This window comes from Mesorhizobium sp. M4B.F.Ca.ET.214.01.1.1 (assembly GCF_004791545.1).
Classification (GTDB): domain Bacteria; phylum Pseudomonadota; class Alphaproteobacteria; order Rhizobiales; family Rhizobiaceae; genus Mesorhizobium; species Mesorhizobium abyssinicae.
This window is the reverse complement of sequence record NZ_SRUX01000013.1, coordinates 176,130-201,600: the sequence shown is the minus strand read 5'-3', so window position 1 is coordinate 201,600 and position 25,471 is coordinate 176,130. Positions and strand designations below refer to the sequence as shown.

Below are 25,471 nucleotides of genomic sequence, written 5' to 3'. Positions count from 1 at the left end.
CTCGCAAAAAATCTGTTGGAGATCAGAGCCGGTTGCCGGTCTCTGCGTCGAAAAGGTGAAGCTGGTCGAGACGTGGCCGAAGATGCAGCGTGTCGCCCGGCTTGAAGTCGTGGCGCTCGCGGAACAGCGCCACCATCTCGCTTTCGCCGAAGCGCACGAAGACCAGGGTCTCGGAGCCGGTCGGCTCGACCACGGAAATCCTGGCGGCGACGCCGTCGGGATGGATTTCGAGATGCTCGGGCCGTACGCCGTAGACGACGTTCTGCCCGTCCCTGGCGGTGCTGCCGGGGGCAAGCGGAAACGCTGTGCCGGATATGTCGACGACCGGCTTGTCGCCCTTGCGCACGACGCCCTTCAGAAGGTTCATCGCCGGCGAGCCGATAAAGCCGGCGACGAAGAGGTTGGCCGGACGGTCGAACAGCTCCAGCGGCGCGCCGACCTGCTCGATTCGGCCGTCGCGCATCACCACGATCTTGTCGGCCATGGTCATGGCCTCGATCTGGTCGTGTGTGACGTAGATGGTCGTTGTCTTCAGCCGCTGATGCAGTTCCTTGATCTCGGTGCGCATCTGGACGCGCAGCTTGGCGTCGAGATTGGACAGCGGCTCGTCGAACAGGAACACCTGCGGGTTGCGCACGATGGCGCGGCCCATGGCGACGCGCTGGCGCTGGCCGCCGGAGAGCTGGCGCGGATAGCGCTTGAGATAGGGCGCGAGGTCGAGGATGTCGGCGGCGCGCTTGACCCGCTCGGCGACGATCGCCGGATCGGTCTTGCGCAGCTTCAGCGCGAAGGCCATGTTCTGCTCCACCGTCTTGTGCGGGTAGAGCGCGTAGTTCTGGAACACCATGGCGATGTCGCGCTTCGCTGGCGGCAGATTGTTGACGACGCGCTCGCCGATCGCGATCGTGCCGCCGGAGACGGTTTCCAGCCCGGCCACCATCCGCAAGAGCGTGGACTTGCCACAGCCGGAAGGACCGACCAGCACGACGAACTGGCCGTCGGCGATATCGACGCTGACATCGTGCAGGACCTTGACGGGTCCGAACGCCTTGGCCACATTGGTGATCGCGACTTGAGCCATCATCTCCCCTATCGTTTTCGGTGAAGCTAGCCATTGCCAACGGCAAGGGCAAGTCAGTATATTATAGATAAAAAGCCATTCCTGTTGACAAGGTAATCGATTACGCGAATAGTGGCGAGCGCAAAATCCGATGATCGGTGCTTTGCCGGAAATCGGATCTCCACGCGACGCAGGGTGGGGTCCCACGTCCCCATATGGTATAGGAGAAACGCAGACGTTTCGGCGTCCGATAGGTTGGCACGTCAAATTCACGGCTTTTGTTCTGGGAGGAATGTAGATGAGAGTCGGTCTTTACGAAAAACTGGTCCGCGCGGGTGCCACCCGGCGTGACATTCTCAAGGGCGCGGCCAGCATGGCCGCGATCGCCGCGGCTTCAGGCGCCGGCCTCGGCGCGCTGACCCGGCCGGCCGCCGCGGCCGACGATCTGCGCGCGAAGATCCTGCAGATCCCCGGCGTCGGCAAGGGTCAGCCGACCGATGCCGATTTCCAGAAGGTCGGCGAGCTCTGCCTCGAAGCCACCAAGGCCAACGTCAAGGAAGGCGAGTTCGCTGGCGTCGAGCTCACCTTCATGGGCCTCAACAACCAGAACCTGCACAATGTTCTGTTCCGCGGCTTCCTGAAGCCGTGGGAGGCCTATACGGGTGCCAAGATCAGCTGGATCGACCTGGCGCAGGCCGACTACAACGCCCGCCTGCAGCAATCGATCGCCACCGGCACCGTCGACTTCGACATCATCGAGATGGGCGCGCCCTTCGAAGGCGATGTCTGCGGCAAGGGCCTCACCTCCGAAATGCCCGACTGGGTCAAGAAGCAGATCGATTTCGACGACCTGGTCAACTACCTGAAGCCGCCGGTCGGCACCTGGAACGGCAAGCAGTACCGCGTCACCATCGACGGCGACGCGCACAACTTCAACTACCGCACCGACGTGTTCGCCGATGCCGATCTCGCCAAGGCGTGGAAGGAAAGCGGCGCGACGACAGAATGGGGCGTGCCGAAGACCTGGCAGGAAGTGCAGGCCGTCACCAAGTTCCTCAAGGGCAAGCAGTTCAAGGGCCAGGACGTCTATGGCTATCTCGACGCGCCCAAGCCCTGGGGCGGCTTCGGCTTCTACTTCCTCGGCAGCCGCGCCAGCGCCTATGCCAAGCATCCCGACGACAAGGCCTGGCTGTTCGATGCCGACACGATGAAGCCGCGCATCAACAATCCGGCGTGGGTGCGGGCGATCCAGGACGTCATCGACGCCCTGCCCTCGGAGCCGCCAGACCAGATCAACGCCGATCCGAACACCACCGGCTTCCAGCAGTTCCTGGCTGGCACCGGCTCGATGATCCCGTGGTGGGGCGACATCGGCTCCAACGTCAAGACGAACGACTCGTCGGTCATCGGCGACGTCACCGGCTTCTCGATCCTGCCCGGCTCGGACGACGTCTACAATTCGAAGACCGGCCAGTGGGACAAGCTTGCCAGCGGGCCGAACTACTCGCCGAACTGCGCCTATCTCGGCTGGGGCGTCTATGTCATGGCCCGCGTCGACAGCGACGAGAAGAAACAGAAGGCGGCCTGGTCGGCGGCGGCCCATCTCGGCGGCAAGGACCTGTCGCTCTGGTGCGCGGCCTATCCGTCGGGCTTCCAGCCGTACCGCAACAGCCATTTCAACATTCCGGAATGGGTGGCGGCGGGCTACGACGAGGCGTTCATCAGCTCCTACCTCAAGTCCGAGGGTGACAGCTACAACCATCCGAACGCGGCGATCGAGCCACGCATCCCCGGCATCTTCCAGTACTACAGCGCCGCCGAGGACATCCTGGCCAACACCTTCGCCGGCAAGATGAAGGCGCAGGAAGGCGCCGATGCCATCGCCGCCGCCTGGGAGAAGCTCACCGACCAGATCGGCCGTGAAAACCAGATCAAGCTCTACAAAGCCTCGCTCGGCGTGTAGCCTGATCGCATGATGAACCGGGGTCCGGCGACGCGTAGCCGCCGGACCCCGTTTTGACCGGCCAGCCGGTCGCTTTGTATCGACGGACGGGACGCGTGGCTGACCAGACCTTGCCCACCAATGCATGGCCGGCAAACGGCGTTCCAGCCGATCTGATCCCACCCGGCCGCAAGCGGCTCGGTTTCGCCTTGATGGCCGCGGCGACGCTCGGCCTGCTCGCCGTCATCGCGCTGCAGATCCTCTACAAGACGGAAGTCACCACGCTCGGCTTCGATACCTGGCGGCCGATCGTCTATGCCTATGTGCTGTGGGGCGTGGCGCTGGGCGTCGGTCAGGTGCTGACGCGCGGCGAGGACGGTCAGCGCGCGCTTTTCCTGCTTCCCGCGCTATTGTTCACCATCGCCATGGTGGTGTTCCCGACGTTGTTCGGCTTCTACATCGCGCTGACGGACTGGAACCTTAGCTCCTTCTCCGGCCGCAAATTCAACGGGCTCGACAATTTCTGGCAGATGCTGGCCGACCCATACTACCGCAACGCGCTGTTCAACATGGTGCTCTACGTGCTCGCGGTGTTCGTCGAATACATCATCGCCTTCGGCCTGGCGCTGCTCCTCAACGCGCAGATCCGCGCGCGCAAATTCTTCCGGGTCGTCTTCCTGATGCCCTTGATGCTGTCGCCGGTCGCGGTGTCATGGATGATCGGCAAGTCGCTGATGGAGTATCGCTTCGGTCCGGCCGCGACGCTGGCGCGACATCTCGGCTGGGACAATCCAGCCTTCTTCTCCAATCCGATCACCGCGCGCATCTCGATCATGGTGCTGGACGCCTGGACCTTCATCCCGTTCATGATGATCATGCTGCTTGCCGGCCTGCAGGCGATGTCGCGCGAGGTACTGGAGGCGGCCCGCGTCGACGGCGCCACCACCTGGCAGACGTTCTGGCAGGTCACCTTCCCGCTGATGCTGCCGGTGTCGGTGACGGCGGTGATCCTGCGCATCATCTTCAAGCTGAAGCTGGCCGACATCATCATCACCGTGACGTCGGGCGGCCCCGGCGGCGCCACGGATTCGGTGTCGAGCTTCATCTACCGCGAGTACCGCGACCGCTCGAATGTCGGCTACGGCACGATGCTGGCCATGGCCTATCTCGTCATCATCATCGTGTTCGTGACCTGGCTGCTGAAATTCGCCAGCCGTTTCGTGCGCAACGTCAACTGAGCGGCCGGCAACATGAGCGTCCAGACCACCGACTATTCCGTCTCCGAAATCAGCTCGCCGGCGAGCTTCCTGACCAGCCGCGTCTTCATCTATGGCGCGCTGGTGTTCTGGTCCTTTATCTGCCTGTTCCCGATCTACTGGACGATCACGACGTCATTCAAATCGGCGGTCGACGTCACCCAGGGCCATCTGATCCCCTTCGTCGACTTCCAGCCTGACTGGAAGGGCTGGCGCTCGCTCGGCCTGTCGCCGGACTCGATCACGCAGACCTCGACCGTGCGCGACGAGTTCTTCAAGCGCTTCATGAATTCGGTCATCGCCTCGGTCGGCGCGTCCGGCCTCGCCATCATCATCGGCAGCCTCGCCGCCTACGGCCTGACCCGCTACCGCTACCACTTCGCCTGGTTCAAGAACGAGGACATATCCTTCTTCTTCCTGTCACAGCTGATCCTGCCGCCGGTGGTGCTGGCGCTGCCCTTCCTGGTGCTCTACCGCGAGGTCGGCCTGCTCGACACGCGCGTCGGGCTGATCCTGCTCTACACGCTGATGGTGCTGCCGATCGTCATCTGGATTATGCGCGACCAGTTCAACTCGATCCCGGTCGAGCTCGAGGAAGCAGCGCTCGTCGACGGGCTGTCGATCTGGGGAGCTTTCTTCCGCATCGTCATGCCGATCGCGCTGCCCGGCATGGTCGCCGCCTTCATCCTGGCGATGGTGCTGTGCTGGAACGAGTATTTCTTCGCCGCGCTTTTGACCTCGACCGACGCCAAGACCATTCCCGTCATGGTGGCGAGCCAAACCGGGTCGCAAGGCATCAACTGGTGGTCGATGGCCGCACTCGCCACCGCCGCCATCACGCCGCTTGCCGTCATCGGCATCCTTCTGGAACGCTACCTGATCATGGGCATGACGGCCGGCGCGGTGAAGTAGCGCTTCAGCCCGCTGCCTGCCCCAGGAAGGCGGAGCTTATCCGGTCGCGAAACATCTCGGCGGTTGCGGCGGCGCCGAAATCGCGCGTCTCAAAACGCTCGCCCTTCAGCGTCGTCAGGACCACCGAGAAGGTCGGGCCGCCGCTGTCCCATTCGATCGTGCGCAGACCGAAATCGGCAATGTCGTCAGGGCCGAGACGATAGCGGCGCAGGAAGAACGGATTGCGCGTCACGATATCGATGCGACCGGAGCTGACGATCCAGCGCACCGCTGGACTGAAGAGCGCGGCGAGCGCAAGCGGGATGCCGACCGCATAGGCGCCGAGGATGATGAACAGGAAAAAGGGGCTGGCAAAGTTCGGTGGCCAGACGCCGCGATAGAGCTCCCAAGTAGGGACGATGATGCAAAACAGACCGGCAAGGCCAAGGAACAGGCGCTTGGCGACGTGCATCGGAACGTCGTGCCGCAACCGTCCATCGCTGCCGATCTCGTCCATTCCGGCCCCCTTAGCCCGGCGATCATGGCGGCGGATGATGAAAATAGGCGTAACGATCCGGAAGGCGCGTTTCTGTCGGGCGTGGCCAGACGCTGCTCGCCGCGTCAGGCCGACAGGAGGGCACGCAGATGCTCAAGGATCATGGCGACGCCCTTCCTGCCCAGCTCTGCCGAAGCTTCCGACGCGCTCGCCGTGTACCAGCTTGTATTATCGGCGAAGCGGCCGGCGTCGACCGCTTCGGGGCACAGCGCCAGCATCAGCGAGGTTTCGCCGATGCCGGCATGGTCGAACGGGTACTGGCCGTTCATGGCGGCCGACATCAGCGGATGCACCTGAACCCAATTGAAGAAGTTCTCGCCCTTGGCATGGCCTGCATAGTAGTCGGCCATTGTTTCGGAACCCCACCAGCCCTCGCCGCGCTGCTTTTCCAGGAAGCGGAAGATCGCCTGTCGGCCGGCGGCCTTGAAAGCGAGGTCGGTCGGCATGCCGGCGGTGAAATTCTCGGTCTGGTGGTGGATGATGGCGTGGATGTTGCGAAAGCCGATGCGCAGCAGGCTGAAGAACAGCCCCTCGGCGAACGGCGCCAGCTGATTGCCGCCGACCTGCACCGAGCCGCCGCCTTCCGGCGGCGCCACCGCATAGCTCGCGGCGCCATAGTAGAAGGCTGGCAGAATAACGATGTCGGCCTCCTTCTCGAACAATTCCAGTGTCTTGACGACGGCCAGCGTGTCCATGCCGACGGCCATGTGCTCGCCATGATACTCGAGCACGCCCAGCGGCAGGACGACCGGCCAGTTTTCGGCGATCGCCTTGCGGATCTGGTGCGGCAGCATCAATTCGTAACGCATCGCCCCTACTCCATATTGGTGTGGCGGGCGCGCATCGCCTCCGGCGAGGCGCCGGTCAGGGCCTTGAGCTTCAGCACCATCACTTCGAACAGCAGGAACAGCGCGCCCTCGAACAGCGAGCCCATCGGCAAGACGGAGGTCTTTGCCGCGCCCTGGTCGCTGGCCATGGTCTGCGCCGGGATCAGCAAGGTGAAATCGGCGAGCCTGGCCGCGCTGCTTCCGCTTTCGGCGGTGACGAGCAGGACCTTTGCGCCCGCATCCCGCGCAACCCGTATCAGGGTCAGCACCGTCGTGGTCTCGCCCGGCCCGGAACTGACCAGGAAGACGTCGCCCTTGCCCAGCGGCGGCGTGGTCATGTCGCCGACCACCGACACCGGCAGGCCGAGATGGTAAAGCCGCATGGCGAAACCCTTGACCTGCAGCGCCTCGCGGCCGCAGCCATAGACGGCGATCCTGCCGGCCCCGACGAGCACTTCGCAGGCGGCGTCGATGCCGGCCCCGTCCACCTTGGCCAGCACGCCGCCGAGTTCCTCCAGCGCGCTCGCGAACAGATCCGTACCGGCCTTGGTCATGATGGCTTCACCAGTTTGCCCAGGGGTTGAAAAGGTGGAAGCTTCTGGTCACGCCTTCCCGGGAAAGGCTTGTTTTTGTTCATGCTATCACCGCGAAAATGCCTGTCCAACGGCCGTCGGCGCTTTTGCTGTACCACGGGCGTGATAGTGTCATGTCAGACAAATCAGCCCCAGGAAAACTCCACGACATGAAGACACGGCATTTCGACCGCATCGGCAATGGCGGCATCGACTTCACCGAACTCGGCTTCGGCACGGCGCCGCTCGGCAACCTCTATCGCGCCGTCTCCGACGAGGACGCCCATGCCACGCTGGAAGCGGCCTGGAACACCGGCTGCCGCTACTTCGACACAGCGCCGCTTTACGGTCTCGGCCTCTCGGAAACCCGGCTCAACCCGTTCCTGCGCGGCAAGAAGCGCGACGATTATGTGCTGTCGAGCAAGGTCGGGCGCCTGATGCGCGCCTGTCCGCCGGCTGAGCGCACCGGCATCGGCAAGTTCTTCGACACGCCGTCGCGCCGGGAGGTCTACGACTACAGCTATGACGGCGTCATGCGATCCTTCGAGGCTTCGCTGGAGCGCCTCGGCGTCGACCGCATCGACATCCTGTTCGTCCACGACGTCGACATCTTCACCCACGGCAGCAAGGAGGCCTCCGACCGGCGCATCGAGGAGTTCATGACCTCCGGCTATTATGGTCTGCTTTCGCTGCGCGACCAGGGCGCGATCAGGGCCTTAGGCGGCGGCATCAATGAATGGCAGGTGTGCCAGACATTGGCCGAGCGCGGCGATTTCGACCTTTTCCTGCTGGCAGGACGCTACACGCTGCTGGAGCAGGAGGCTTTGCAGTCCTTCCTGCCGCTCTGCCAGAAGCGCGGCATCGGCATCGTGCTCGGCGGCCCCTACAATTCCGGCATCCTGGCCACGGGGCCGAAGCCGGGAGCCTTCTACAACTATTCGGAGGCGCCGAAGGACGTGCTCGATCGAGTGGCGCGCATCGAGGCGGTTTGCAAGCGCCACGGCGTGCGCCTCATCGAGGCGGCGTTGCAGTTCCCGCTGCAGCATCCGTCTGTCGTGTCGGTGATCCCCGGCGGCCAGCGGCCGGGCGAGGTCGAAAGCAACCGCGCGTTGCTCGACGTCAAGCTGCCCGAAGCTCTCTGGAGCGATCTGAAGCAGGAAGGGCTGCTGCGCGCGGACGCGCCGACGGGCTGATCTGCCGTGCTGGCGGTGGCAAAAGAAAAGCCGGGCAAGCCCGGCTTTTCTGATCTTTAAAGAAAAAGGTCTTAGTTGACCGCGTCCTTGAGGCCCTTGCCGGCCGAGAATTTCGGCACGGTGCGCGCCGGAATCTTCACCTCGGCGCCGGTCTGCGGGTTGCGGCCGGTCGAAGCAGCGCGTTTTGACACGGTGAAATTTCCGAAGCCGACAAGCCGGACATCGCCGCCCTTCTTCAGTTCGCCAGTGATCACGGAAAACACCGCATCGACGGCTGACTGCGCGTCACCCTTCGAAATGCTCGCGGCATCGGCGACAGCGGACACCAGTTCGTTCTTGTTCATCAAAATTCCCTTCCATGAGAAAACCGGAACTTTCGACTCATCCGGCAGGAAACGGACTTTAGAAAGAAGCGTTCCTGCAACCAAGTCGAAAAAGCGGAAAAAATCCGAAAAAAGCCCGGAATTCCGGGGTTTTTCACATTAAAAAGCCGGGCGCGAGGCCCGGCTTTCGTTTTGTGCGCTGCAACTTTAGCCAAATCTAATGCGCAAGCGACTTTCCGGCATCGTCGCCGCTGTCGGCCGCGGCCGGGGCGTTGACCGGCTCGACCCACTCGATCGCCTCCGGCATCCGCACCAGCGCGTGACGCAGCACTTCGCCGACCCGCGAGACCGGAATGATCTCCATGCCGTTCTTCACGTTGTCCGGGATCTCCGCCAGGTCCTTGGCGTTGTCTTCCGGGATCAGCACCTTCTTGATGCCGCCGCGCAGCGCGGCCAGCAGCTTCTCCTTGAGACCGCCGATCGGCAGCACCCTGCCGCGCAGCGTGATTTCGCCGGTCATCGCCACATCGGCCTTGATCGGAATACCGGTCAGCACCGAGATGATGGCGGTCGCCATTGCCACGCCGGCCGACGGGCCGTCCTTCGGGGTTGCCCCCTCCGGCACGTGGACGTGGATGTCACGCTTGTCGAACAGCGGCGGCTCGATGCCGAAATCGAGAGCGCGCGAGCGGACATAGGAGGCCGCCGCCGAGATCGATTCCTTCATCACGTCGCGCAGGTTGCCGGTCACCGTCATGCGGCCCTTGCCGGGCATCATGACGCCTTCGACCGTCAGCAGTTCGCCGCCGACTTCCGTCCAGGCAAGCCCGGTGACGACACCGACCTGATCGTCAGCCTCGACCTGGCCGAAGCGGTAGCGCGGCACACCGAGATAGTCGGCGAGATTGTCGGCGGTGATGGTGACCGACTTCTTCTTCGTCTTCAGGATCTCGGTCACCGCCTTGCGCCCGAGCTTCATCAGCTCGCGCTCCAGGCTGCGCACGCCCGCCTCGCGGGTGTAGGTCTGGATGATGCCGCGGATCGCGTCCTCGCCAACGGAGAACTCCTTCGGCTGCAGCGCGTGATCGCGGATCACCTTCGGCATCAGGTGCCGCTTGGCGATCTCGATCTTCTCGTCCTCGGTGTAGCCGGCGATACGGATGATCTCCATGCGGTCCATCAACGGCGCAGGGATGTTCAGCGTGTTCGCCGTCGTCACGAACATCACGCTCGACAGGTCGTATTCGACCTCGAGGTAATGATCCATGAACGTCGAGTTCTGCTCGGGATCGAGCACCTCGAGCAGGGCCGATGACGGGTCGCCACGGAAGTCCTGGCCCATCTTGTCGATCTCGTCGAGCAGGAAGAGCGGGTTGGACTTCTTGGCCTTCTTCATCGACTGGATGACCTTGCCGGGCATCGAGCCGATATAGGTGCGCCGGTGGCCGCGGATCTCGGCCTCGTCGCGCACGCCGCCAAGCGCCATGCGGATGAACTCGCGGCCGGTCGCCTTGGCGATCGACTTGCCGAGCGAGGTCTTGCCGACGCCGGGAGGACCGACGAGGCACAGGATCGGCCCCTTGATCTTCTTCTGGCGGCTCTGCACGGCGAGATACTCGACGATGCGGTCCTTGACCTTGTCGAGGCCGAAATGGTCGGTGTCGAGCACGTTCTGGGCAAAGGCCAGGTCGTGCCTGACCTTGGAGTTCTTGCCCCACGGGATCGACAGGATCCAGTCCAGATAGTTGCGCACGACGGTCGATTCAGCCGACATCGGCGACATCGTCCTGAGCTTCTTCAACTCGGCTTCCGCCTTCTCGCGGGCCTCCTTGGAGAGCTTGGTCTTCTTGATGCGCGCCTCGATCTCGGCGGCCTCGTCGCGACCGTCCTCGCCTTCGCCGAGCTCCTTCTGGATCGCCTTCATCTGCTCGTTGAGGTAGTACTCGCGCTGCGTCTTCTCCATCTGGCGCTTGACGCGCGAGCGGATGCGCTTCTCCACCTGGAGCACGGAGATCTCGGCTTCCATGAAGCCCATCGCCTTTTCCAGCCGTTCCTTGACGGAAAGCGTGGCCAGCATCTCCTGCTTCTCGGGGATCTTGATGGCAAGGTGCGAGGCAACCGTGTCGGCGAGCTTGGAATAGTCGTCGATCTGGCTGGCGGCACCCACCACTTCGGGCGAGATCTTCTTGTTCAGCTTGACGTAATTCTCGAAGTCGGTGACGACCGAGCGGGCCAGAGCCTCGATCTCGACCTCTTCCTCCTCCGGCTCGACCAGCGCCGAAGCACGGGCCTCGTGGAAATCGGGACGGTCGGTGAACGAGACGATCTTGGCGCGCGAGGCGCCTTCGACCAGCACCTTCACGGTGCCGTCGGGAAGCTTCAGCAATTGCAGCACGTTGGCGAGCGTGCCGATATCGAAGATGGCATCGGGCTCGGGATCGTCGTCGGCTGCGTTCATCTGGGTCGCAAGCAGGATCTGCTTTTCCTGACCCATCACCTCTTCCAGCGCCTTGATCGACTTTTCGCGCCCGACAAAGAGCGGAACGATCATGTGCGGAAACACAACGATGTCGCGCAGCGGGAGGACCGCGAAGACGCCGTCGCCGGGAGCCCTGGATGTTTTGGCCATTGTCCAACCTTTCATGTCGCGGCCGCCAGTCGGCCAACCGCGAATCTCATATTAACGACCGAGGATCGTTCCGCCTACCACCGTTTGTGACGGGAGTTTTACAGCACAGAATTCGGCACCTCGGCCTTCTGCTGTTAGTTGGATGTGTAAGCGGCAAAGATCAAGGGCAAACACGGTCCGTTCATCCTACTCCATCGGTCAGGCGGCACACCGTTTCACAGCAAAACGGCGCCCGTCGGGCGCCGTTCCACAAAAACTATGGGCCAGGTGCCATGTCAGGCGCTGACGTTGCCCTTCTTTTCCTTCTGCTCGGAATAGATGTAGAGCGGCCGGGCGTTGCCGGAGACCACCTCTTCCGAAATCACCACCTCGCGCACGCCTTCCAGCGCCGGCAGTTCGAACATGGTGTCGAGCAGGATTGCTTCCATGATCGAACGCAGGCCGCGCGCGCCGGTCTTGCGCTCGATGGCGCGCTTGGCGATCGCCGACAGCGCGTTCTCGTGGAAGGTCAGATCGACATTCTCCATCTCGAACAGCCGCTGGTACTGCTTGACCAGCGCGTTCTTCGGCTCGGTCAGGATCTGGATCAGCGCCGGCTCGTCGAGGTCTTCCAACGTCGCCAGCACCGGCAGACGGCCGACGAATTCGGGGATCAGGCCGAACTTCAGCAGATCCTCGGGCTCGACCTGGCGGAAGATGTCACCGGTGCGGCGATCCTCGGGCGAAGCGACCGTGGCGCCGAAGCCGATCGAGGTCTTGCGGCCGCGATCCGAGATGATCTTGTCCAGCCCGGCGAAGGCGCCGCCGCAGATGAACAGGATGTTGGCGGTGTCGACCTGCAGGAACTCCTGCTGCGGGTGCTTCCTGCCGCCCTGCGGCGGCACCGAGGCGACCGTGCCTTCCATGATCTTCAGGAGCGCCTGCTGCACGCCCTCGCCCGACACGTCGCGGGTGATCGAGGGGTTGTCGGACTTGCGCGAAATCTTGTCGATCTCGTCGATGTAGACGATGCCGCGCTGGGCGCGCTCGACATTGTAGTCGGCCGACTGCAACAGCTTGAGGATGATGTTCTCGACGTCCTCGCCGACATAACCGGCCTCGGTCAACGTCGTGGCATCGGCCATGGTGAAGGGCACGTCGATGATGCGGGCCAGCGTCTGCGCCAGCAGCGTCTTGCCGCAACCGGTCGGGCCGATGAGCAGGATGTTCGACTTGGCCAGTTCGACGTCGTTGTTCTTGCCGGCGTGCGCGAGGCGCTTGTAGTGGTTGTGGACGGCCACCGACAGCACGCGCTTGGCGTAGGGCTGGCCGATGACATAGTCGTCGAGGACCTTGAGGATCTCCTGCGGGGTCGGCACGCCCTCGCGCGACTTCACCATCGAGGTCTTGTTCTCCTCGCGGATGATGTCCATGCAGAGCTCGACGCATTCATCGCAGATGAAGACCGTCGGGCCGGCAATCAGCTTGCGCACCTCGTGCTGGCTTTTGCCGCAAAACGAGCAGTAGAGGGTGTTCTTTGAATCACCGCCGCCGGTATTGTTCGCAGGCATTTTCCTGTCCTTTCACCGCCCGCCCGCCGATGGTCTGGCCAAGGCGTCTTATCAATCTACCGCGAGAATGCGCCACCGCCAGTGTCCCAGCTCACACAGCGTATTCCGTACGAAACACAAATCAGAAGACGCGGCAACGATTCGCAGCAACCCCACACAAAGCTAAGCCGTCGAAAATCAACATAGCCTTAACGTAGGCAATCCCACCCGTCGAGGGAACAGCCAATTGTGGCCGAAATGCCGCAAGCCGCGCCAAAAGCGCGTTTTCCCGCCACCCGCTGCCAATCGGCGCCTAGGCGGCGACGACTTCGGCGGCCTCGCGGGACGAAATGACCTTGTCGATCAGACCAAAGTCCTTGGCCTCGTCGGCGGTCATGAAATGGTCGCGGTCGAGCGTCTTTTCGATCTCGTCATAGCTCTTGCCGGTGTGCTTGACGTAGACCTCGTTGAGGCGGCGCTTCAGCTTGATGATGTCCTGCGCATGACGTTCGATGTCCGAGGCCTGACCCTGGAAGCCGCCGGACGGCTGGTGGACCATGATGCGGGCGTTCGGCGTGGCGAAGCGCATGTCCTTGTGGCCGGCGCAAAGCAGCAACGAGCCCATCGAGGCGGCCTGGCCGATGCAGAGCGTCGACACCGCCGGCTTGATGAACTGCATGGTGTCGTAGATCGCCATTCCCGACGTGACGACGCCGCCCGGCGAATTGATGTAGAGGTTGATTTCCTTCTTCGGGTTCTCGGCCTCGAGGAACAAAAGCTGTGCACAAACCAGCGTCGCCATGCCGTCCTCGACCGGACCGGTGATGAAGATGATGCGCTCTTTCAGCAGGCGCGAGAAAATGTCGTAGGCCCGCTCGCCGCGATTGGTCTGTTCGACCACCATCGGAACGAGGTTCATGTAGGTTTCGACGGGGTTCTTCATGGACTATCCCTTTTTGAAGATGGGATTCCGGCGCCGGGGAGTATGAGCAATCGGGCAGAATCGGTTCTGGATCGTTAGGATGTAAATAGGATGCCGGCTCACCCTAACGCAAGGCCGCCCCTCCTAGCCATCTGGTTAAGCCGAATCAAGCGCTACCAACCGACGAAAGGCGCGGGCGAAGCGTCTTTCGACCCAGTGTCTCCCGGGGCGCTTTGAAACGGTAGCACTTTCTTAACCGCGCCCCTTAACGAAAAGCTGCAAAACCGCTTTCGGGGAACGGAGCTTCCGGTACAACTTCCGCGTTGAACTGGCGTTCTTTTCCATGGGGGAATGTCATGATCCGCAAAAGCCCTGCATCCCTGGCCGTGGCGGGCCTCGCCATCCTTGCCACGATATCGGAAACGGCCGCCGGCGGCCGCGCGCTCGAATGCTACGAGCCGATCCGCAGGCCGGCGCTCTACGATACCGTCTACGAGGACGTGATGGTCAGCCCCGGCGGCCAGTTCGTCGACTACGATGCGCCGATCTACGGCACGCGCGCGAGCGTCGAGCAGATCGCGCCAGCCCGCGTCACTTACGAGGTGGTGCCGGCCGTCACCCGCACCGTCTACCACACGGTCAAGGTGGACGACGGCGGCTATGCCTGGGAATGGCGCATCATCCACGGCCGCAAGGTGCTGTGCAAAGTGTGGCGCAAGGCCCGCTATGCGCGGGTCGCCGAAACTGCGGTGGTCGAGCCCGAGCGTCTCAGGCGCGTGGTGCTCCCGGCGGAATATGAAAGCGTCGCCCGGGAGGTGCTGGTGCGGCCGGAACGGCGGCGCATCACCGAGATTGCGCCCTCGTACCAGAAGGTGGCGCGCCGGATGCTGGTCAGGGAAGGCTCCACGCACTGGCGGCGCGTGCATATCGAGCGCCATTGCCGGGATTAGGCCACCTCTGCCCGCAGCCACTTCTTGAGGCCGCCGACATCACCGTCGCCAACGGCTTTGGCGACACGCCTGCCGACCGCCGCGCCGAACTTGTAGCCATGACCGGAGCAGGCCGAGACGACCAGGCATTTGCCCCTTTCGTGCGCCAGGAACTTCTCGTCGGCGGTGAAGGTGTAGGCGCAGGTGACGACCTCGGTCACCCTGTATTCAGCGATGCGGGCGATCGGCGGCGAGAACAGGTTGCGGATCACCTCACCCTCGCCCGGCACCGGCGCCCGGTTCCAATCGGCGTCGCTGGTCGGCACCTTGTGCAGGCCCGAACCGAATTTCATGCCGGCGCCGCGCGTCAGCGGGATCATGTAGCCGTCGGTGACGCCGCCGACGTCGAGGATGACGGGCGCCGTTTCCCAGGCCACCCTAAGATCGGCTGGCGGTTCGACATAGGCAAGCGCGGTGCGATAGGTCTTCAATTCACCGCCGAGCTCCGGGAGCAGCTTCAGCACCCACGCGCCGGCAGCGACTACGATGCGGTCGGCCTGCATCGTCTCGCCGCCGGCGAGCGTGATCCGACCGGCCTCGGCATCGACCTCGACCACCTTGCTGTGTTCGTAGACATTTGCGCCGTTGGCGCGCAGCCATGCAGCGAGGCCGGAGGCGATCCTGCGGCAATGCAGAGCGCCACCCTCGGTCGAAAAATAGGCGTAGCGGAATGAGTCCGGCTCCAGGAACGGCCAGCGCTCGACCGCGGCGGCGGGGTCGAGCAACTCGAAGGGAAAGTTCCCCTCCTCCAGGCCTTCGCGGTATTCCTCGGCCTCGTCGCCGGGCTCGCGCGAGATGCAGAGGAAACCCCTGGCATCGAGATGGTTCTCGCCGAGATCGGCCCACATCTCGTCCCAGGCGTCATACGCCTCCGTGATCAGCCTGCCATAGCCGGTGCCGGCGCGGTAGGCGCGACGGATGATGCGGTGATGGTCGCCCGACGCGGCCAGCGGATTGGGAATCGGCCCCTGCTCGACGATGGAAACGCTGTGCCCGGCCTTGACCAGCGACCACGCCGTCGAAAGCCCGGCAATGCCGGCGCCGACCACGATCACATTCATCGAAACCGTCCTTCCGCAGCCATCTCGCTGGCTCAATTCATTGGGTTGCCGGGCGCCAAGATACGGTCTGGCACCGGGCTGGCAAGGCGCGCTAATGATCCAGCATGACCGATTTGATGCCGCCACCCGCCTACCTTGCCTTCGATCCCGCCGGCCGTCGCCTGCGGCTCGACCCGCACGAGCCGGCCTTCTTCCTGAACCCGTACGAGGCCTATGCCTTCCTGCATGGCGCCGCGAACGCCTTCTTCTGGGAGGACTACGGCTTCTGGTGCTTTGGCGGCTTCGACGACGTCAACCGGCTGCTGCGCGACCGCCGCTTCGGCCGCCAGAACCCGGCCGGCATACCCGACAGCCGCGGCGTCGGCCAGGACCGTTCGCATCTCGCCGCCTTCGACGGCATCGAGGCCAATTCGATGCTGGAACTGGAGCCGCCGGTGCACACCAGGCTGCGGACCCTGGTCAACCGCGCATTCGTCTCGCGCCAGGTCGAACGGCTGCGGCCGCGCGTCGAAGCGCTGGCCAACGAGCTGATCGACCGCTTCGAGCCCAACGGCGTCGACCTCTTGCCCGCCTTCGCCTCGCCGCTGCCGATCACCATCATCGCCGAAATGCTCGGCGTGCCGGTGGCGATGGCGCCGCAGCTGCTCGACTGGTCGCACCAGATCGTCGCCATGTACATGCATGGCCGCACGCGCGAGACCGAGGAGACCGCGAACCGCGCCGCGCGCGACTTTTCCGATTTCCTGCGCGGCTACGTCACCGAGCGGCGCAAGCAGCCGGGCGACGACCTGCTGTCGCTGCTGATCGCAGCGCAAGAAGATGGCCAGAGACTGTCCGAGGACGAGCTGGTGTCATCAGCCATTCTGCTGCTCAATGCCGGCCACGAAGCGACCGTGCACCAGACCGGCAACGCGGTGCGCTCGATCCTGGCGCAGGGCGGCGACCCCAGCCGTTTCTTCACCACGCCGGAGGCGACCGCGGCCACGGTCGAGGAATGCCTGCGCTTCGACGCGCCGCTGCATATGTTCCTGCGCTATGCCTATGAGGAAATCGAGGTCCAGCCCGACATCGTGCTCAAGCGCGGCGACAAGATCGCGCTGCTGCTCGGCATGGCCAACCGCGACCCCTTAGCCTTCGCCGCGCCGCAGGCCTTCAATCCAGGCCGCGCCGACCAGAAGAACGTCTCCTTCGGCGCCGGCATCCATTTCTGCATCGGGGCGCCGCTGGCCAGGCTCGAACTGCAGGTCTCGCTGAAGACGCTGTTCGATCGGCGGCCAAAGCTCCACCTCGCCGAAGAGCCGCGCTTCCGCGACAGCTATCATTTCCATGGGCTGGAACGGCTCGCGGTGGCCTTCTGACAGGCGACGAACGGATATCGGGACAATGAGATTCGCCTTCCTGCAGGAACCGCCCTTCTGCTTCACCGACGCATCGGGCGCCTTGCGCGGCTGCGACGCCGTGCTCGCCGAGAAGGTTTGCGAGACATTGGGGCTGGACGGGTTTTCGGCCATCGAGGCAGAGTTCGCGGGATTGCTGCCCGGATTGGCCGCGAACCGTTGGGACATGACCACGGGGCTGTTCATCTCGGACGAGCGCAAGAAGCGGGTCGATTTCACCCGGCCGATCTGGATGCTGCCGGACGGACTGCTGGTCGCCGAGGGCAACCCGCTTGGACTGGGTGGCTACCGGGCACTCGGCCGCGATCCGTCGGCCATCCTTGGCGTTGTATCGGGCCAGATCCAGCACCAGACGGCGCTGCGCAACGGCGTTCCGGCCGAGCGGATCAGGATCTTCGGCACCCAGGCCGAAGCAGCCGAGGCCGTCGCTGCCGGCGTGGTGCATGCCTATGCCAGCGTCGCCATGGCGCATCGCGGCTACCTGGCCGGACGGCCTGACGCGCCGCTCGCCGTCATCGATGTTCCGGCCGAGGAAAAGCGGCCGGCGGCCGGCGCCTTCGCGCTCGCCAAAGGCAATGCGCCCCTGCGCCAGCGCATCGATACCTGCCTGGACGAGTTGCTCGGCGGCTCCTGGCACCGGCAGATGATGCGCGAGTACGGATTTTCCGAGGGCGATGTCGACCGCCTGCTCTGATCCGGCTGGAGGGGTCAGAGCTTGATCACATAGTCCTTAAGGGTCGTTTCAGGCATTCCGGTTGCACCCTGGATCTCAGAGGACCTGCGCGAATTCCCGGCGAATTGGCCAGGTAGGCGCAGCCTACAGAATTCCACTTGGCGCCTTACATGTTCCCAGAGATGCTAAGAACGAACAGGATCGTGGAGGCCAACATGACGATGGTCGCTGCCGGAAAGAATACTACCGCCAGCCAAAATCTCTTTGGGTGCATTTCTCGCAAGTAAACCCTACCACGCGCCGGGTAGATTCCTGCCCTAACGGCCGGCAATACAACATATATACAAAAATTTAAAAGCCACACGTTCGCGAGCACGCAGGCAATGACGATCACTATTTTGTATATATCGATACCTGAGTGCATGGTAATCCCCAATAGGCGCTAGTTCTCCCTGCTACTGTTCTTGGAGATCATTAAAGCTTGATTACATACTCCTTGCGCGTCGTTTCAAGCACTTCCCAGCTGCCCTTGAAGCCCGGCCGCAGCACGAAACTGTCGCCGGCTTTGACGGTGCGCGCCTCGCCGCCGTCCTCGGAGATCACCGAGACGCCGGACAGGATGTGGCAAAACTCCCACTCGTCATAGACGATGCGCCACTTGCCGGGCGTCGATTCCCAGATGCCGGCATAAAGGCCGCCGTCCCGCTCCTCGACATTCCAGGTGCGGAACTTCGGATCGCCCGAAATCAGCCGGTCCGGAGCAGGCGCGCCGGCCTCCGGCTCGGCGCTTGCGACATCGACGGAGAGAAAGTTCGGCGCCGCCATCAGACCTTGTCCAGCGCCTGTTCGAGGTCGGCGACGATATCGTTGACGTCCTCGATGCCGACCGAAAGGCGGACCGTGTCCGGCCCGGCGCCGGCCTTGATCTTCTGCTCGTCGGAAAGCTGGCGATGCGTGGTCGAGGCCGGGTGGATGACCAGCGACTTGGTATCGCCGACATTGGCAAGATGCGAGAACAGCTCCAGCGCCTCGACGAATTTGACGCCCGCGGCGTAGCCGCCCTTGAGACCGAAGGTGAACACCGCGCCGGCGCCCTGCGGCGAATACTTCTTCTGCAGGGCGTTGTTCTTGTCGCCGGGCAGGCTGGGATAGCTCACCCACGCGACCTTGGGATGGTTCGATAGCCAGCCGGCGACGCTCGCCGCGTTGTCGCAATGGCGCTGCATCCTGAGCGGCAGCGTTTCCAGTCCGGTCAGGATCAGGAAGGCGTTGAAGGGCGAGATCGCCGGGCCGATGTCGCGCAGACCGAGGACGCGCGCGGCAATCGCAAAGGCGAAATTGCCGAAGGTCTCGTGCAGCACGATGCCGCCATATTCGGGGCGCGGTTCCGACAGCATCGGGTATTTGCCCGACTTCGACCAGTCGAAGGTGCCGCCGTCGACGATGGCGCCGCCGATCGAATTGCCGTGGCCGCCGATGAACTTGGTCAGCGAATGGACGACGATGTCGGCGCCGTGCTCGATCGGCCGCACCAGGTAGGGCGAGGCCAGCGTGTTGTCGACGATCAGCGGCAGGCCGTGCTTGCGGGCGATGTCGCCGATCTTCTCGATGTCGACGAAGATGCCGCCCGGATTGGCAAGGCTCTCGATGAAGATCGCCTTGGTCCTGTCGTCGATCTGGCTTTCGAAGGTCGAGACATCGTTGGTGTCAGCCCAGCGAACCTCCCAGCCATAATTCTTGAAGGCGTGGCCGAACTGGTTGATCGAGCCGCCGTAAAGCCTTGTCGCGGCGACGAAATTGTCGCCCGGCTGCATCAGATTGTGAAACACCAGTATCTGCGCGGCGTGGCCGGACGCGACCGCCAGCGCCGCGGTGCCGCCCTCGAGCGCCGCGACGCGCTCCTCGAGCACGGCCTGGGTGGGGTTCATGATGCGGGTGTAGATGTTGCCGAAGGCCTTCAAGCCGAACAGCGAGGCGGCATGGTCGGCGTCATCGAAAACATAGGAGGTGGTCTGGTAGATCGGGGTCGCCCGGGCGCCCGTCGCCGGATCGGGCTTGGCGCCGGCGTGAATGGCAAGCGTGTTGAAACCGGGCGTACGCGTCATCGAAAACTCCCTCAGGAACCTGCGCAAGAAATCGTGGGGCATTCTTGGCGAAGGCCACCCCGGAATGCAAAGAAGAAAATACCTTTCGGCGTGCGATCTGCGACGAGCGCCCGAGAAAATCCAATTCTTCCCGGAATAATTTTGCGCCGCGGCAGCCGGGCTATTTTTGCCTTACGCCGAAGCTCTGGAAGCCCTGCCGCATCAGCGGCTTCTTCGACGACAGCACGCCGGAATTGACGCCGGTCCAGCCGATCTCGCCGGACAGCTTGCCGTATTCGATCTTCGGGCAGCGGTTCATCACCACCTTCATGCCGGCAGCCTCGGCGCGGGCGGCCGCCTCGTCATTGCGCACGCCAAGCTGCATCCAGACCACTTTCGGCAAGGGATCGAGCCGCAGAATCTGATCGAGGATACCCGGCACCGCGACTGAGCCACGAAAGATGTCGACCATGTCGACCGGCTGCGGCACGTCGGCGAGGCTTGCGTAGACGGTACGGCCTAGAATCTCCTTGCCGGCATGACCAGGATTGATCGGAAACACCGAGAACCCCTTGGCCAGCAGGTACTTCAGCACGAAAAAGCTCGGCCGAACGTCGTTGGGCGACGCGCCGACCATGGCGACGGTCTTCACCGAGTTGAGGATGCCGGCGATATAGGTGTTGTCGTAGCTGTCGTGGTTCATGCCTCGTCCTCATACAGCGCTTCGGCGAGAAAACCATCCGGATCGCCGCAGAAATCGCGCATCATGCGAAAGTGGTCGGTGTCGCGAAAATCGACCAGGTCGAGCCCGAAGCGGCTGATGCGGAACAGGCGCGCGCCGGGACAGGCCATCAGCAGCGGCGAGTGCGTCGCCATGATCACCTGCGCGGTGCCGGACAGGTCCATTCGCCTCAGCAGCTTGAGCAGTTCGATCTGGCGTGTCGGCGACAGCGCGCTTTCCGGCTCGTCCAGGATGTAGATGCCTTGCCGACGACAGCGCTCCTCGAAGAAGCGGATGAAACCTTCGCCGTGCGACCACGAGAGGAAATCGGGCGGCGGCGGTTTGAACGGGTCTTCGAGTGCCGCCCGATCAAGGTAGCGCGCCACCGAATAGAAGGATTCTGCTCGGAAGAACCAGCCGGCGGTGACCTTCGGCAGCCAATGGGCACGGAGCGTCTGGGCAAGCGCGGTGCCGCTTTTGTCGATGGCGATGGAATGGTCGACCGGCCTGTAGCCCTTGCCGCCGCCGGCCTCGTCGTAACCGGCAAGCGCGCCGATGGCTTCGAGCAGCGTCGATTTGCCGGTGCCGTTCTCGCCGACGATAATGGTGATCGGCGTGGTGAATTCGAACTCGAACGCGCGGCTGGCGAAGATCGGCAGGTTCCAGGGATATTGTTCCCAGTCCTCGACGCCCGCTGGCTCGAGCAGGATGCGCTTGAGATAAGGCGCCTTCAGGCGCGTCAGTTGCTTGCGAGGCGCCACGGGCAGCGTCAGCCCGGCAGCGAGATCGAGCCGTCTTCCGCGATCGGAAAGGCCGGATTGTGCGCGACTTCCCAGACATGGCCGTCGGCATCGGCGAAATAGCCGTACCAGCCGCCCCAGAAGGCGCGGCCGGCCGGCTTGACGATCTTGCCGCCGGCCTTCTCGGCCATGGCGAGGACTTGGTCGACTTCGGCGTCGGAGCGGGTGTTGTAGGCGAGATAGACGGCCGACGGCGCTTTTGCAAAGCTGACGCCGGAATCCTCCTCGGCGCTTTCGCGCGGGAACAGGCCGAGAATGGCTCCACCCATCTGGAAGAAGGCGACGCCCTCGGTGATCCCCGGATGGCGGGTCAGTCCCATGCCCTCGTAGAAGCGCGTCGCGCGATCGAGATCGTCGGTGGCGACGGTGATGATGGAGATACGCGGTTCCATTCGGACCTTCCTCTTTCCGGGCGCCCTACTCGTCCTTCCATTCCGGCTTGCGCTTGCCGACGAAAGCTCCGATGCCTTCCTCCGCGTCGCGCGCCAACATGTTCTCGACCATCACCCGGCCGGTGTACACATAGGCGTCGGCCAGTCCCATCTCGGCCTGAGCGTAGAACGCCTCCTTGCCGGTCTTGACCACCAAAGATGATTTCGAAGCAATGGTTTGCGCGTATTTACTGACAACCTGATTCAGGTATTCGCGCGGCACGATGCGGTTGATGAGGCCGAATTCTTTGGCGGTGGCCGCGTCGATCGTCTCGCCAGTCAGTAGCATTTCCATGGCCTGCTTGCGCGAGACATTGCGCGACAGCGCCACCATCGGCGTCGAGCAGAACAGGCCGATGTTGACGCCCGGTGTGCAGAAGGTCGCCTCGTGCGAGGCAATCGCAAGATCGCAGCTCGCGACCAATTGCAGCCCGGCGGCGGTGGCGAGGCCGTCGACCTCGGCGATGACCGGCCTGGGGTGGCGCACGATCGCCTGCATCAACTCGGCGCAAGCGGCAAAGGTCTTCTCGAAGAAGGCCCGGCCGCGATCGGCATCGCTGCGATGGGCGCTCAGTTCCTTGAGATCGTGGCCGGCGCAGAACACCTTACCGGACGCCGCGAGGATGATGACGCGCACGGATTTGTCGGATTTCGCGCGATCGAGTTCGGCCATCAGCGCCGCCATCACCGCCAGCGACAAGGCATTGGCCGGCGGGCTGGCGAGCGTCAGGCGAAGAGTGCCTTTGTCCAGGCTGGCGACAACAGGCCCCTCGGCGATTGCCGGCTTGATGGCGACGACTTCAGCCATGTTTTCAAACCTCTCCGCCCAATCCTTCTCGGCCTGCTGTGGCGCACTTCACAGACCATGGAACAAAAGAACTAGCACGCTGCCGATTGAAGAAAAGCCGCTAGCCGTGTTTTCTCGGCCGCAACATTTGGTCCAGGCGCCCTCGCCTTGGGTGCCCTGCCCGTCCCGCACATAGGAAATCGCCGATGCCCGCTCAAAGCAATCTGAAGCCGGTGTTGACCGCGGCTGACGTCAATCGGTTGATGGAAAGCGTCTATCCGCAGCTCAACGACCAGTTTTCCTTCTATCAGGCGCTGGAGGTGTTTCCCGGCGGCTGCATCGTGCGGCTCAATGCCGACGAGCGGCATCTGCGTCCGGGCGGCACGGTGTCCGGTCCTTCCCTGTTCACGTTGGCCGACATCGGCGGCTATGTCTGCGTGCTATCGCATGCCGGGCCGGATGCGCTGTCGGTCACCACCAACCTCAACATCAACTTCGTGCGCAAGGCCAAGGCCGGTCCGATCGACGGCCATTGCCGCATCCTGAAGCTGGGAAAAAGCCTGATGGTGTTCGACATCGACATCGTCGCCGGGCCGGACGGACACACGGTGGCGCATGCCACGGGCACCTATTCGATCCCGCCGAAACGTCCGAATGATGTGGTAAAATAATACCTTTTACTCAATTCATTGTTTTTGCTATGTTTTCCACGCAAAGAGAGATTTCGGTCGCCTTGACGCGCTGATTGCCCTCGCCTATAAGCCCTCGCGAAGCAGCGGCCCGCAACGGCCGCCGCTTTGTTATTGGCGACGGGCGAACACCCCAGCCAATTCAAGCAACAAGAAACGCCTTTCCCTGTCCTTCGCGGGTAGGGAAGGTCCAATCGAGAGCAAGAACCATGGCTACCTTTTCGCAGAAGCCTGCGGATGTGGTGAAGAAGTGGGTGCTGATCGACGCCGAAGGTCTCGTCGTCGGCCGCCTCGCCACTGTCATCGCCAACCATCTGCGCGGCAAGCACAAGCCCACCTTCACCCCGCATGTCGACGACGGCGACAACGTCATCGTCATCAATGCCGACAAGGTGGTGTTCACCGGCAAGAAGTACACCGACAAGGTCTACTACTGGCACACCGGCCATCCCGGCGGCATCAAGGAGCGCACCGCGCGCCAGCTGCTCGAGGGCCGTTTCCCCGAGCGCGTCGTCGAGAAGGCCGTCGAGCGCATGATCCCGCGCGGCCCGCTTGGCCGTCGCCAAATGAAGAATCTCCGCGTCTATGCAGGCGCTGAACATCCGCATGTCGCCCAGCAGCCCGTCACGCTCGACGTGGCCAAGCTGAACTCCAAGAACAAGAGGGCTTCGTAATGGCTGAGCTTTCCTCGCTCGCAGAACTCGGGACTGCCGCTGCCGTCGCGCAGCCGGCCGCTCCCGTCCACGTCCAGAAGCTCGACAAGTCGGGCCGCGCCTATGCCACCGGCAAGCGCAAGAACGCCATCGCGCGCGTCTGGGTGAAGCCGGGCTCCGGCAAGATCGTCGTCAACGACAAGGAATTCGCGAGCTACTTCGCGCGTCCGGTGCTGCAGATGATCCTCAACCAGCCGATCATCGCCGCCAACCGGGCCGGCCAATACGACATCGTCGCCACCGTCATCGGCGGCGGCCTGTCCGGCCAGGCCGGCGCCGTTCGTCACGGCATCTCCAAGGCGCTGACCTACTACGAGCCGGCGCTGCGCGCCGTGCTCAAGAAGGGCGGCTTCCTGACCCGCGACAGCCGCGTCGTCGAGCGCAAGAAGTACGGCAAGGCGAAGGCCCGCCGCTCCTTCCAGTTCTCGAAGCGCTAAGCGCTACGAAATTTGGACAATCGAAAGGCCGCCTCCGGGCGGCCTTTTTGTTTTTGGGATGCTCAGGGACCGCGGCCGGCCGGCGTCTTTATGTAGTCGATGAATGCGCGCAGCGGCGCGGGCACCAGCCGTCGGCCGGGATAGTACAGGAAGGGTCCCGGGAAGCTCTGCCACCACGGCTCCAGCACAGGTTCCAGCGCGCCGCTCTCGAAATGCGGGCGCACCCAGTCCTCAAACAGCCAGAGAATGCCGACACCAGCGATCGCCGCATCGACAGCGAGATCGACGCCTCCACCGATGCTGACGACCAATGGCCCCGTGGGATCGACCCGCACCACCTCGCCGTCCCGCTCGAACTCCCAGGGCGTCATGACCCCGCTCGGGAAGCGGCCGCGCACACAGGCATGGCCAAGCAGGTCGCGCGGGTGCTGCGGCCGGCCGTGCCGGTCAAGGTAGGACGGCGCAGCGGAGGTCGTGAAGCGCTGCGCTCGGGGTCCGATCGGCACCGCGATCATGTCCTGCTCCAGCCGCTCGTCATAGCGGATTCCGGCGTCGCAGCCGGCCACCAGCAGATCGATGAAGTTCTCCTCGGCGATCACCTCCAGGCGAATGGCGGGATAGGCCGCGAGAAATCCCGGAACGATTTTGGGCAGCACCAGCCGCGAGGCGCTTATCGGCACGTTGAGACGCAACGTTCCGGCGGGCCGGTCGCGAAAGCCGTTCACCACATCGAGCGCAGCTTCTACCTCGCCCAATGCGGGGCCGAGCCGCGCCAGCAGGCTGGCACCAGCCTCGGTCAAAGCGACGCTGCGCGTGGTGCGGTTGAAGAGCCTCACACCGAGCTGGGTTTCCAGACGGCGGATCGCTTCGCTGAGCGCGGAGGCACTGCCCGCCGTCGCGCGGGCTCCTTCGCGAAAACCGCCTGCGCGCGCCACCGCCATAAACGCCTGGAGATCGTTGAGATCCGTCGCCATTGTTCGTCATCCCGT

General features: G+C 63.5%; 26 protein-coding genes. 10 read left to right on the top strand and 16 right to left on the bottom strand.

Translation table 11 applies throughout. The features are described from left to right. Positions 1-22: 22 nt before the first annotated feature. Positions 23-1,081 (bottom strand): sn-glycerol-3-phosphate ABC transporter ATP-binding protein UgpC, encoded by a 1,059-nt coding sequence (gene ugpC, locus EN857_RS24735; RefSeq protein WP_127394092.1) that lies wholly within the window; start codon positions 1,079-1,081, stop codon positions 23-25. Between the two features lie 277 nt (positions 1,082-1,358). Between ugpC and EN857_RS24730 the strand changes: the two genes are divergently transcribed. The 3 genes from EN857_RS24730 to EN857_RS24720 all read left to right on the top strand — a co-directional run bounded on the left by EN857_RS24730 (position 1,359) and on the right by EN857_RS24720 (position 5,170). After that, on the top strand, positions 1,359-3,023 hold the full coding sequence (locus tag EN857_RS24730; protein ID WP_127282112.1) for a sugar ABC transporter substrate-binding protein: 1,665 nt from the start codon (positions 1,359-1,361) through the stop codon (positions 3,021-3,023). A 95-nt stretch (positions 3,024-3,118) separates the two neighbouring features. Beyond that, positions 3,119-4,240, top strand: coding sequence for a sugar ABC transporter permease (locus EN857_RS24725; protein WP_127282113.1), 1,122 nt, complete (start codon positions 3,119-3,121; stop codon positions 4,238-4,240). A 12-nt stretch (positions 4,241-4,252) separates the two neighbouring features. Next, positions 4,253-5,170 (top strand): carbohydrate ABC transporter permease, encoded by a 918-nt coding sequence (locus EN857_RS24720; RefSeq protein ID WP_126054889.1) that lies wholly within the window; start codon positions 4,253-4,255, stop codon positions 5,168-5,170. Positions 5,171-5,174: 4 nt separating this feature from the next. Here EN857_RS24720 and EN857_RS24715 read toward each other — a convergent pair whose 3' ends face one another. The 3 genes from EN857_RS24715 to EN857_RS24705 form a co-directional block, all read right to left on the bottom strand. Further along, positions 5,175-5,666 carry a hypothetical protein gene (locus tag EN857_RS24715; RefSeq protein ID WP_127393708.1) on the bottom strand — a complete coding sequence of 164 codons (492 nt, stop codon included), beginning with the start codon at positions 5,664-5,666 and terminating at the stop codon, positions 5,175-5,177. A gap of 104 nt (positions 5,667-5,770) precedes the next feature. Further along, positions 5,771-6,514 carry a creatininase family protein gene (locus EN857_RS24710; RefSeq protein ID WP_127393709.1) on the bottom strand — a complete coding sequence of 248 codons (744 nt, stop codon included), beginning with the start codon at positions 6,512-6,514 and terminating at the stop codon, positions 5,771-5,773. A gap of 5 nt (positions 6,515-6,519) precedes the next feature. Then, positions 6,520-7,086 (bottom strand): SIS domain-containing protein, encoded by a 567-nt coding sequence (locus tag EN857_RS24705; RefSeq protein WP_128346714.1) that lies wholly within the window; start codon positions 7,084-7,086, stop codon positions 6,520-6,522. Positions 7,087-7,274: 188 nt separating this feature from the next. Here EN857_RS24705 and EN857_RS24700 point away from each other — a divergent pair, with 188 nt between their 5' ends. Next, positions 7,275-8,297: an aldo/keto reductase gene (locus tag EN857_RS24700; RefSeq protein WP_127394175.1), complete on the top strand. Its 1,023-nt coding sequence runs from the start codon at positions 7,275-7,277 to the stop codon at positions 8,295-8,297. 71 nt (positions 8,298-8,368) lie between these two features. On the opposite strand, the gene EN857_RS24695 is transcribed toward EN857_RS24700, so the two are convergent. The 4 genes from EN857_RS24695 to EN857_RS24680 form a co-directional block, all read right to left on the bottom strand. Next, positions 8,369-8,641, bottom strand: coding sequence for an HU family DNA-binding protein (locus tag EN857_RS24695; protein ID WP_006201846.1), 273 nt, complete (start codon positions 8,639-8,641; stop codon positions 8,369-8,371). Between the two features lie 196 nt (positions 8,642-8,837). Further along, a complete protein-coding gene (lon, locus tag EN857_RS24690; protein ID WP_127282117.1) occupies positions 8,838-11,249 on the bottom strand; it encodes an endopeptidase La in 2,412 nt (803 codons plus the stop codon). 275 nt (positions 11,250-11,524) lie between these two features. Further along, entirely contained in the window at positions 11,525-12,799 is a 1,275-nt protein-coding gene (gene clpX, locus EN857_RS24685; protein WP_127393424.1) for an ATP-dependent Clp protease ATP-binding subunit ClpX, read from the bottom strand. 292 nt (positions 12,800-13,091) lie between these two features. Next, positions 13,092-13,721, bottom strand: coding sequence for an ATP-dependent Clp protease proteolytic subunit (locus EN857_RS24680; RefSeq protein ID WP_127282119.1), 630 nt, complete (start codon positions 13,719-13,721; stop codon positions 13,092-13,094). A gap of 335 nt (positions 13,722-14,056) precedes the next feature. Between EN857_RS24680 and EN857_RS24675 the strand changes: the two genes are divergently transcribed. Further along, positions 14,057-14,650: a hypothetical protein gene (locus EN857_RS24675; RefSeq protein ID WP_127393425.1), complete on the top strand. Its 594-nt coding sequence runs from the start codon at positions 14,057-14,059 to the stop codon at positions 14,648-14,650. Here the strand turns inward: EN857_RS24675 and EN857_RS24670 are convergent. Then, on the bottom strand, positions 14,647-15,750 hold the full coding sequence (locus tag EN857_RS24670) for an FAD-dependent oxidoreductase (protein ID WP_135859289.1): 1,104 nt from the start codon (positions 15,748-15,750) through the stop codon (positions 14,647-14,649). The two genes, EN857_RS24675 and EN857_RS24670, sit on opposite strands and share 4 nt — an antisense overlap. Positions 15,751-15,854: 104 nt before the next feature. Between EN857_RS24670 and EN857_RS24665 the strand changes: the two genes are divergently transcribed. Continuing rightward, on the top strand, positions 15,855-17,108 hold the full coding sequence (locus EN857_RS24665; RefSeq protein WP_135859288.1) for a cytochrome P450: 1,254 nt from the start codon (positions 15,855-15,857) through the stop codon (positions 17,106-17,108). A 25-nt stretch (positions 17,109-17,133) separates the two neighbouring features. After that, positions 17,134-17,841 carry a transporter substrate-binding domain-containing protein gene (locus EN857_RS24660; protein ID WP_127310821.1) on the top strand — a complete coding sequence of 236 codons (708 nt, stop codon included), beginning with the start codon at positions 17,134-17,136 and terminating at the stop codon, positions 17,839-17,841. Between the two features lie 453 nt (positions 17,842-18,294). Here EN857_RS24660 and EN857_RS24655 read toward each other — a convergent pair whose 3' ends face one another. From EN857_RS24655 to EN857_RS24630, 6 genes are all read right to left on the bottom strand, one after another. Next, the gene (locus EN857_RS24655; RefSeq protein WP_127310820.1) at positions 18,295-18,645 is read right to left on the bottom strand and encodes a cupin domain-containing protein; all 351 of its coding nucleotides are present in this window, start codon (positions 18,643-18,645) and stop codon (positions 18,295-18,297) included. After that, a complete protein-coding gene (locus EN857_RS24650; protein WP_126054901.1) occupies positions 18,645-19,925 on the bottom strand; it encodes an O-acetylhomoserine aminocarboxypropyltransferase in 1,281 nt (426 codons plus the stop codon). The genes EN857_RS24655 and EN857_RS24650 overlap by 1 nt, the downstream gene beginning before the upstream one ends. Before the next feature lie 160 nt (positions 19,926-20,085). Continuing rightward, positions 20,086-20,607 (bottom strand): CoA-binding protein, encoded by a 522-nt coding sequence (locus tag EN857_RS24645; RefSeq protein WP_127282126.1) that lies wholly within the window; start codon positions 20,605-20,607, stop codon positions 20,086-20,088. Beyond that, complete coding sequence (locus EN857_RS24640; RefSeq protein WP_127393938.1) at positions 20,604-21,386, bottom strand: AAA family ATPase; 783 nt, start codon at positions 21,384-21,386, stop codon at positions 20,604-20,606. The genes EN857_RS24645 and EN857_RS24640 overlap by 4 nt, the downstream gene beginning before the upstream one ends. Positions 21,387-21,394: 8 nt before the next feature. Then, the gene (locus tag EN857_RS24635; protein ID WP_127393937.1) at positions 21,395-21,817 is read right to left on the bottom strand and encodes a VOC family protein; all 423 of its coding nucleotides are present in this window, start codon (positions 21,815-21,817) and stop codon (positions 21,395-21,397) included. A 25-nt stretch (positions 21,818-21,842) separates the two neighbouring features. Beyond that, on the bottom strand, positions 21,843-22,664 hold the full coding sequence (locus EN857_RS24630) for an enoyl-CoA hydratase (protein WP_127393936.1): 822 nt from the start codon (positions 22,662-22,664) through the stop codon (positions 21,843-21,845). A 185-nt stretch (positions 22,665-22,849) separates the two neighbouring features. Here EN857_RS24630 and EN857_RS24625 point away from each other — a divergent pair, with 185 nt between their 5' ends. The 3 genes from EN857_RS24625 to rpsI all read left to right on the top strand — a co-directional run bounded on the left by EN857_RS24625 (position 22,850) and on the right by rpsI (position 24,482). Continuing rightward, positions 22,850-23,314 carry a PaaI family thioesterase gene (locus tag EN857_RS24625; protein WP_127312045.1) on the top strand — a complete coding sequence of 155 codons (465 nt, stop codon included), beginning with the start codon at positions 22,850-22,852 and terminating at the stop codon, positions 23,312-23,314. 227 nt (positions 23,315-23,541) lie between these two features. Further along, on the top strand, positions 23,542-24,006 hold the full coding sequence (gene rplM, locus EN857_RS24620; protein WP_126054907.1) for a 50S ribosomal protein L13: 465 nt from the start codon (positions 23,542-23,544) through the stop codon (positions 24,004-24,006). Then, positions 24,006-24,482, top strand: coding sequence for a 30S ribosomal protein S9 (gene rpsI / locus EN857_RS24615; protein ID WP_126054908.1), 477 nt, complete (start codon positions 24,006-24,008; stop codon positions 24,480-24,482). Before rplM ends, rpsI begins: the two co-directional genes overlap by 1 nt. Positions 24,483-24,544: 62 nt before the next feature. On the opposite strand, the gene EN857_RS24610 is transcribed toward rpsI, so the two are convergent. After that, a complete protein-coding gene (locus tag EN857_RS24610) occupies positions 24,545-25,456 on the bottom strand; it encodes a LysR family transcriptional regulator (protein ID WP_127311851.1) in 912 nt (303 codons plus the stop codon). Positions 25,457-25,471 lie beyond the last annotated feature (15 nt).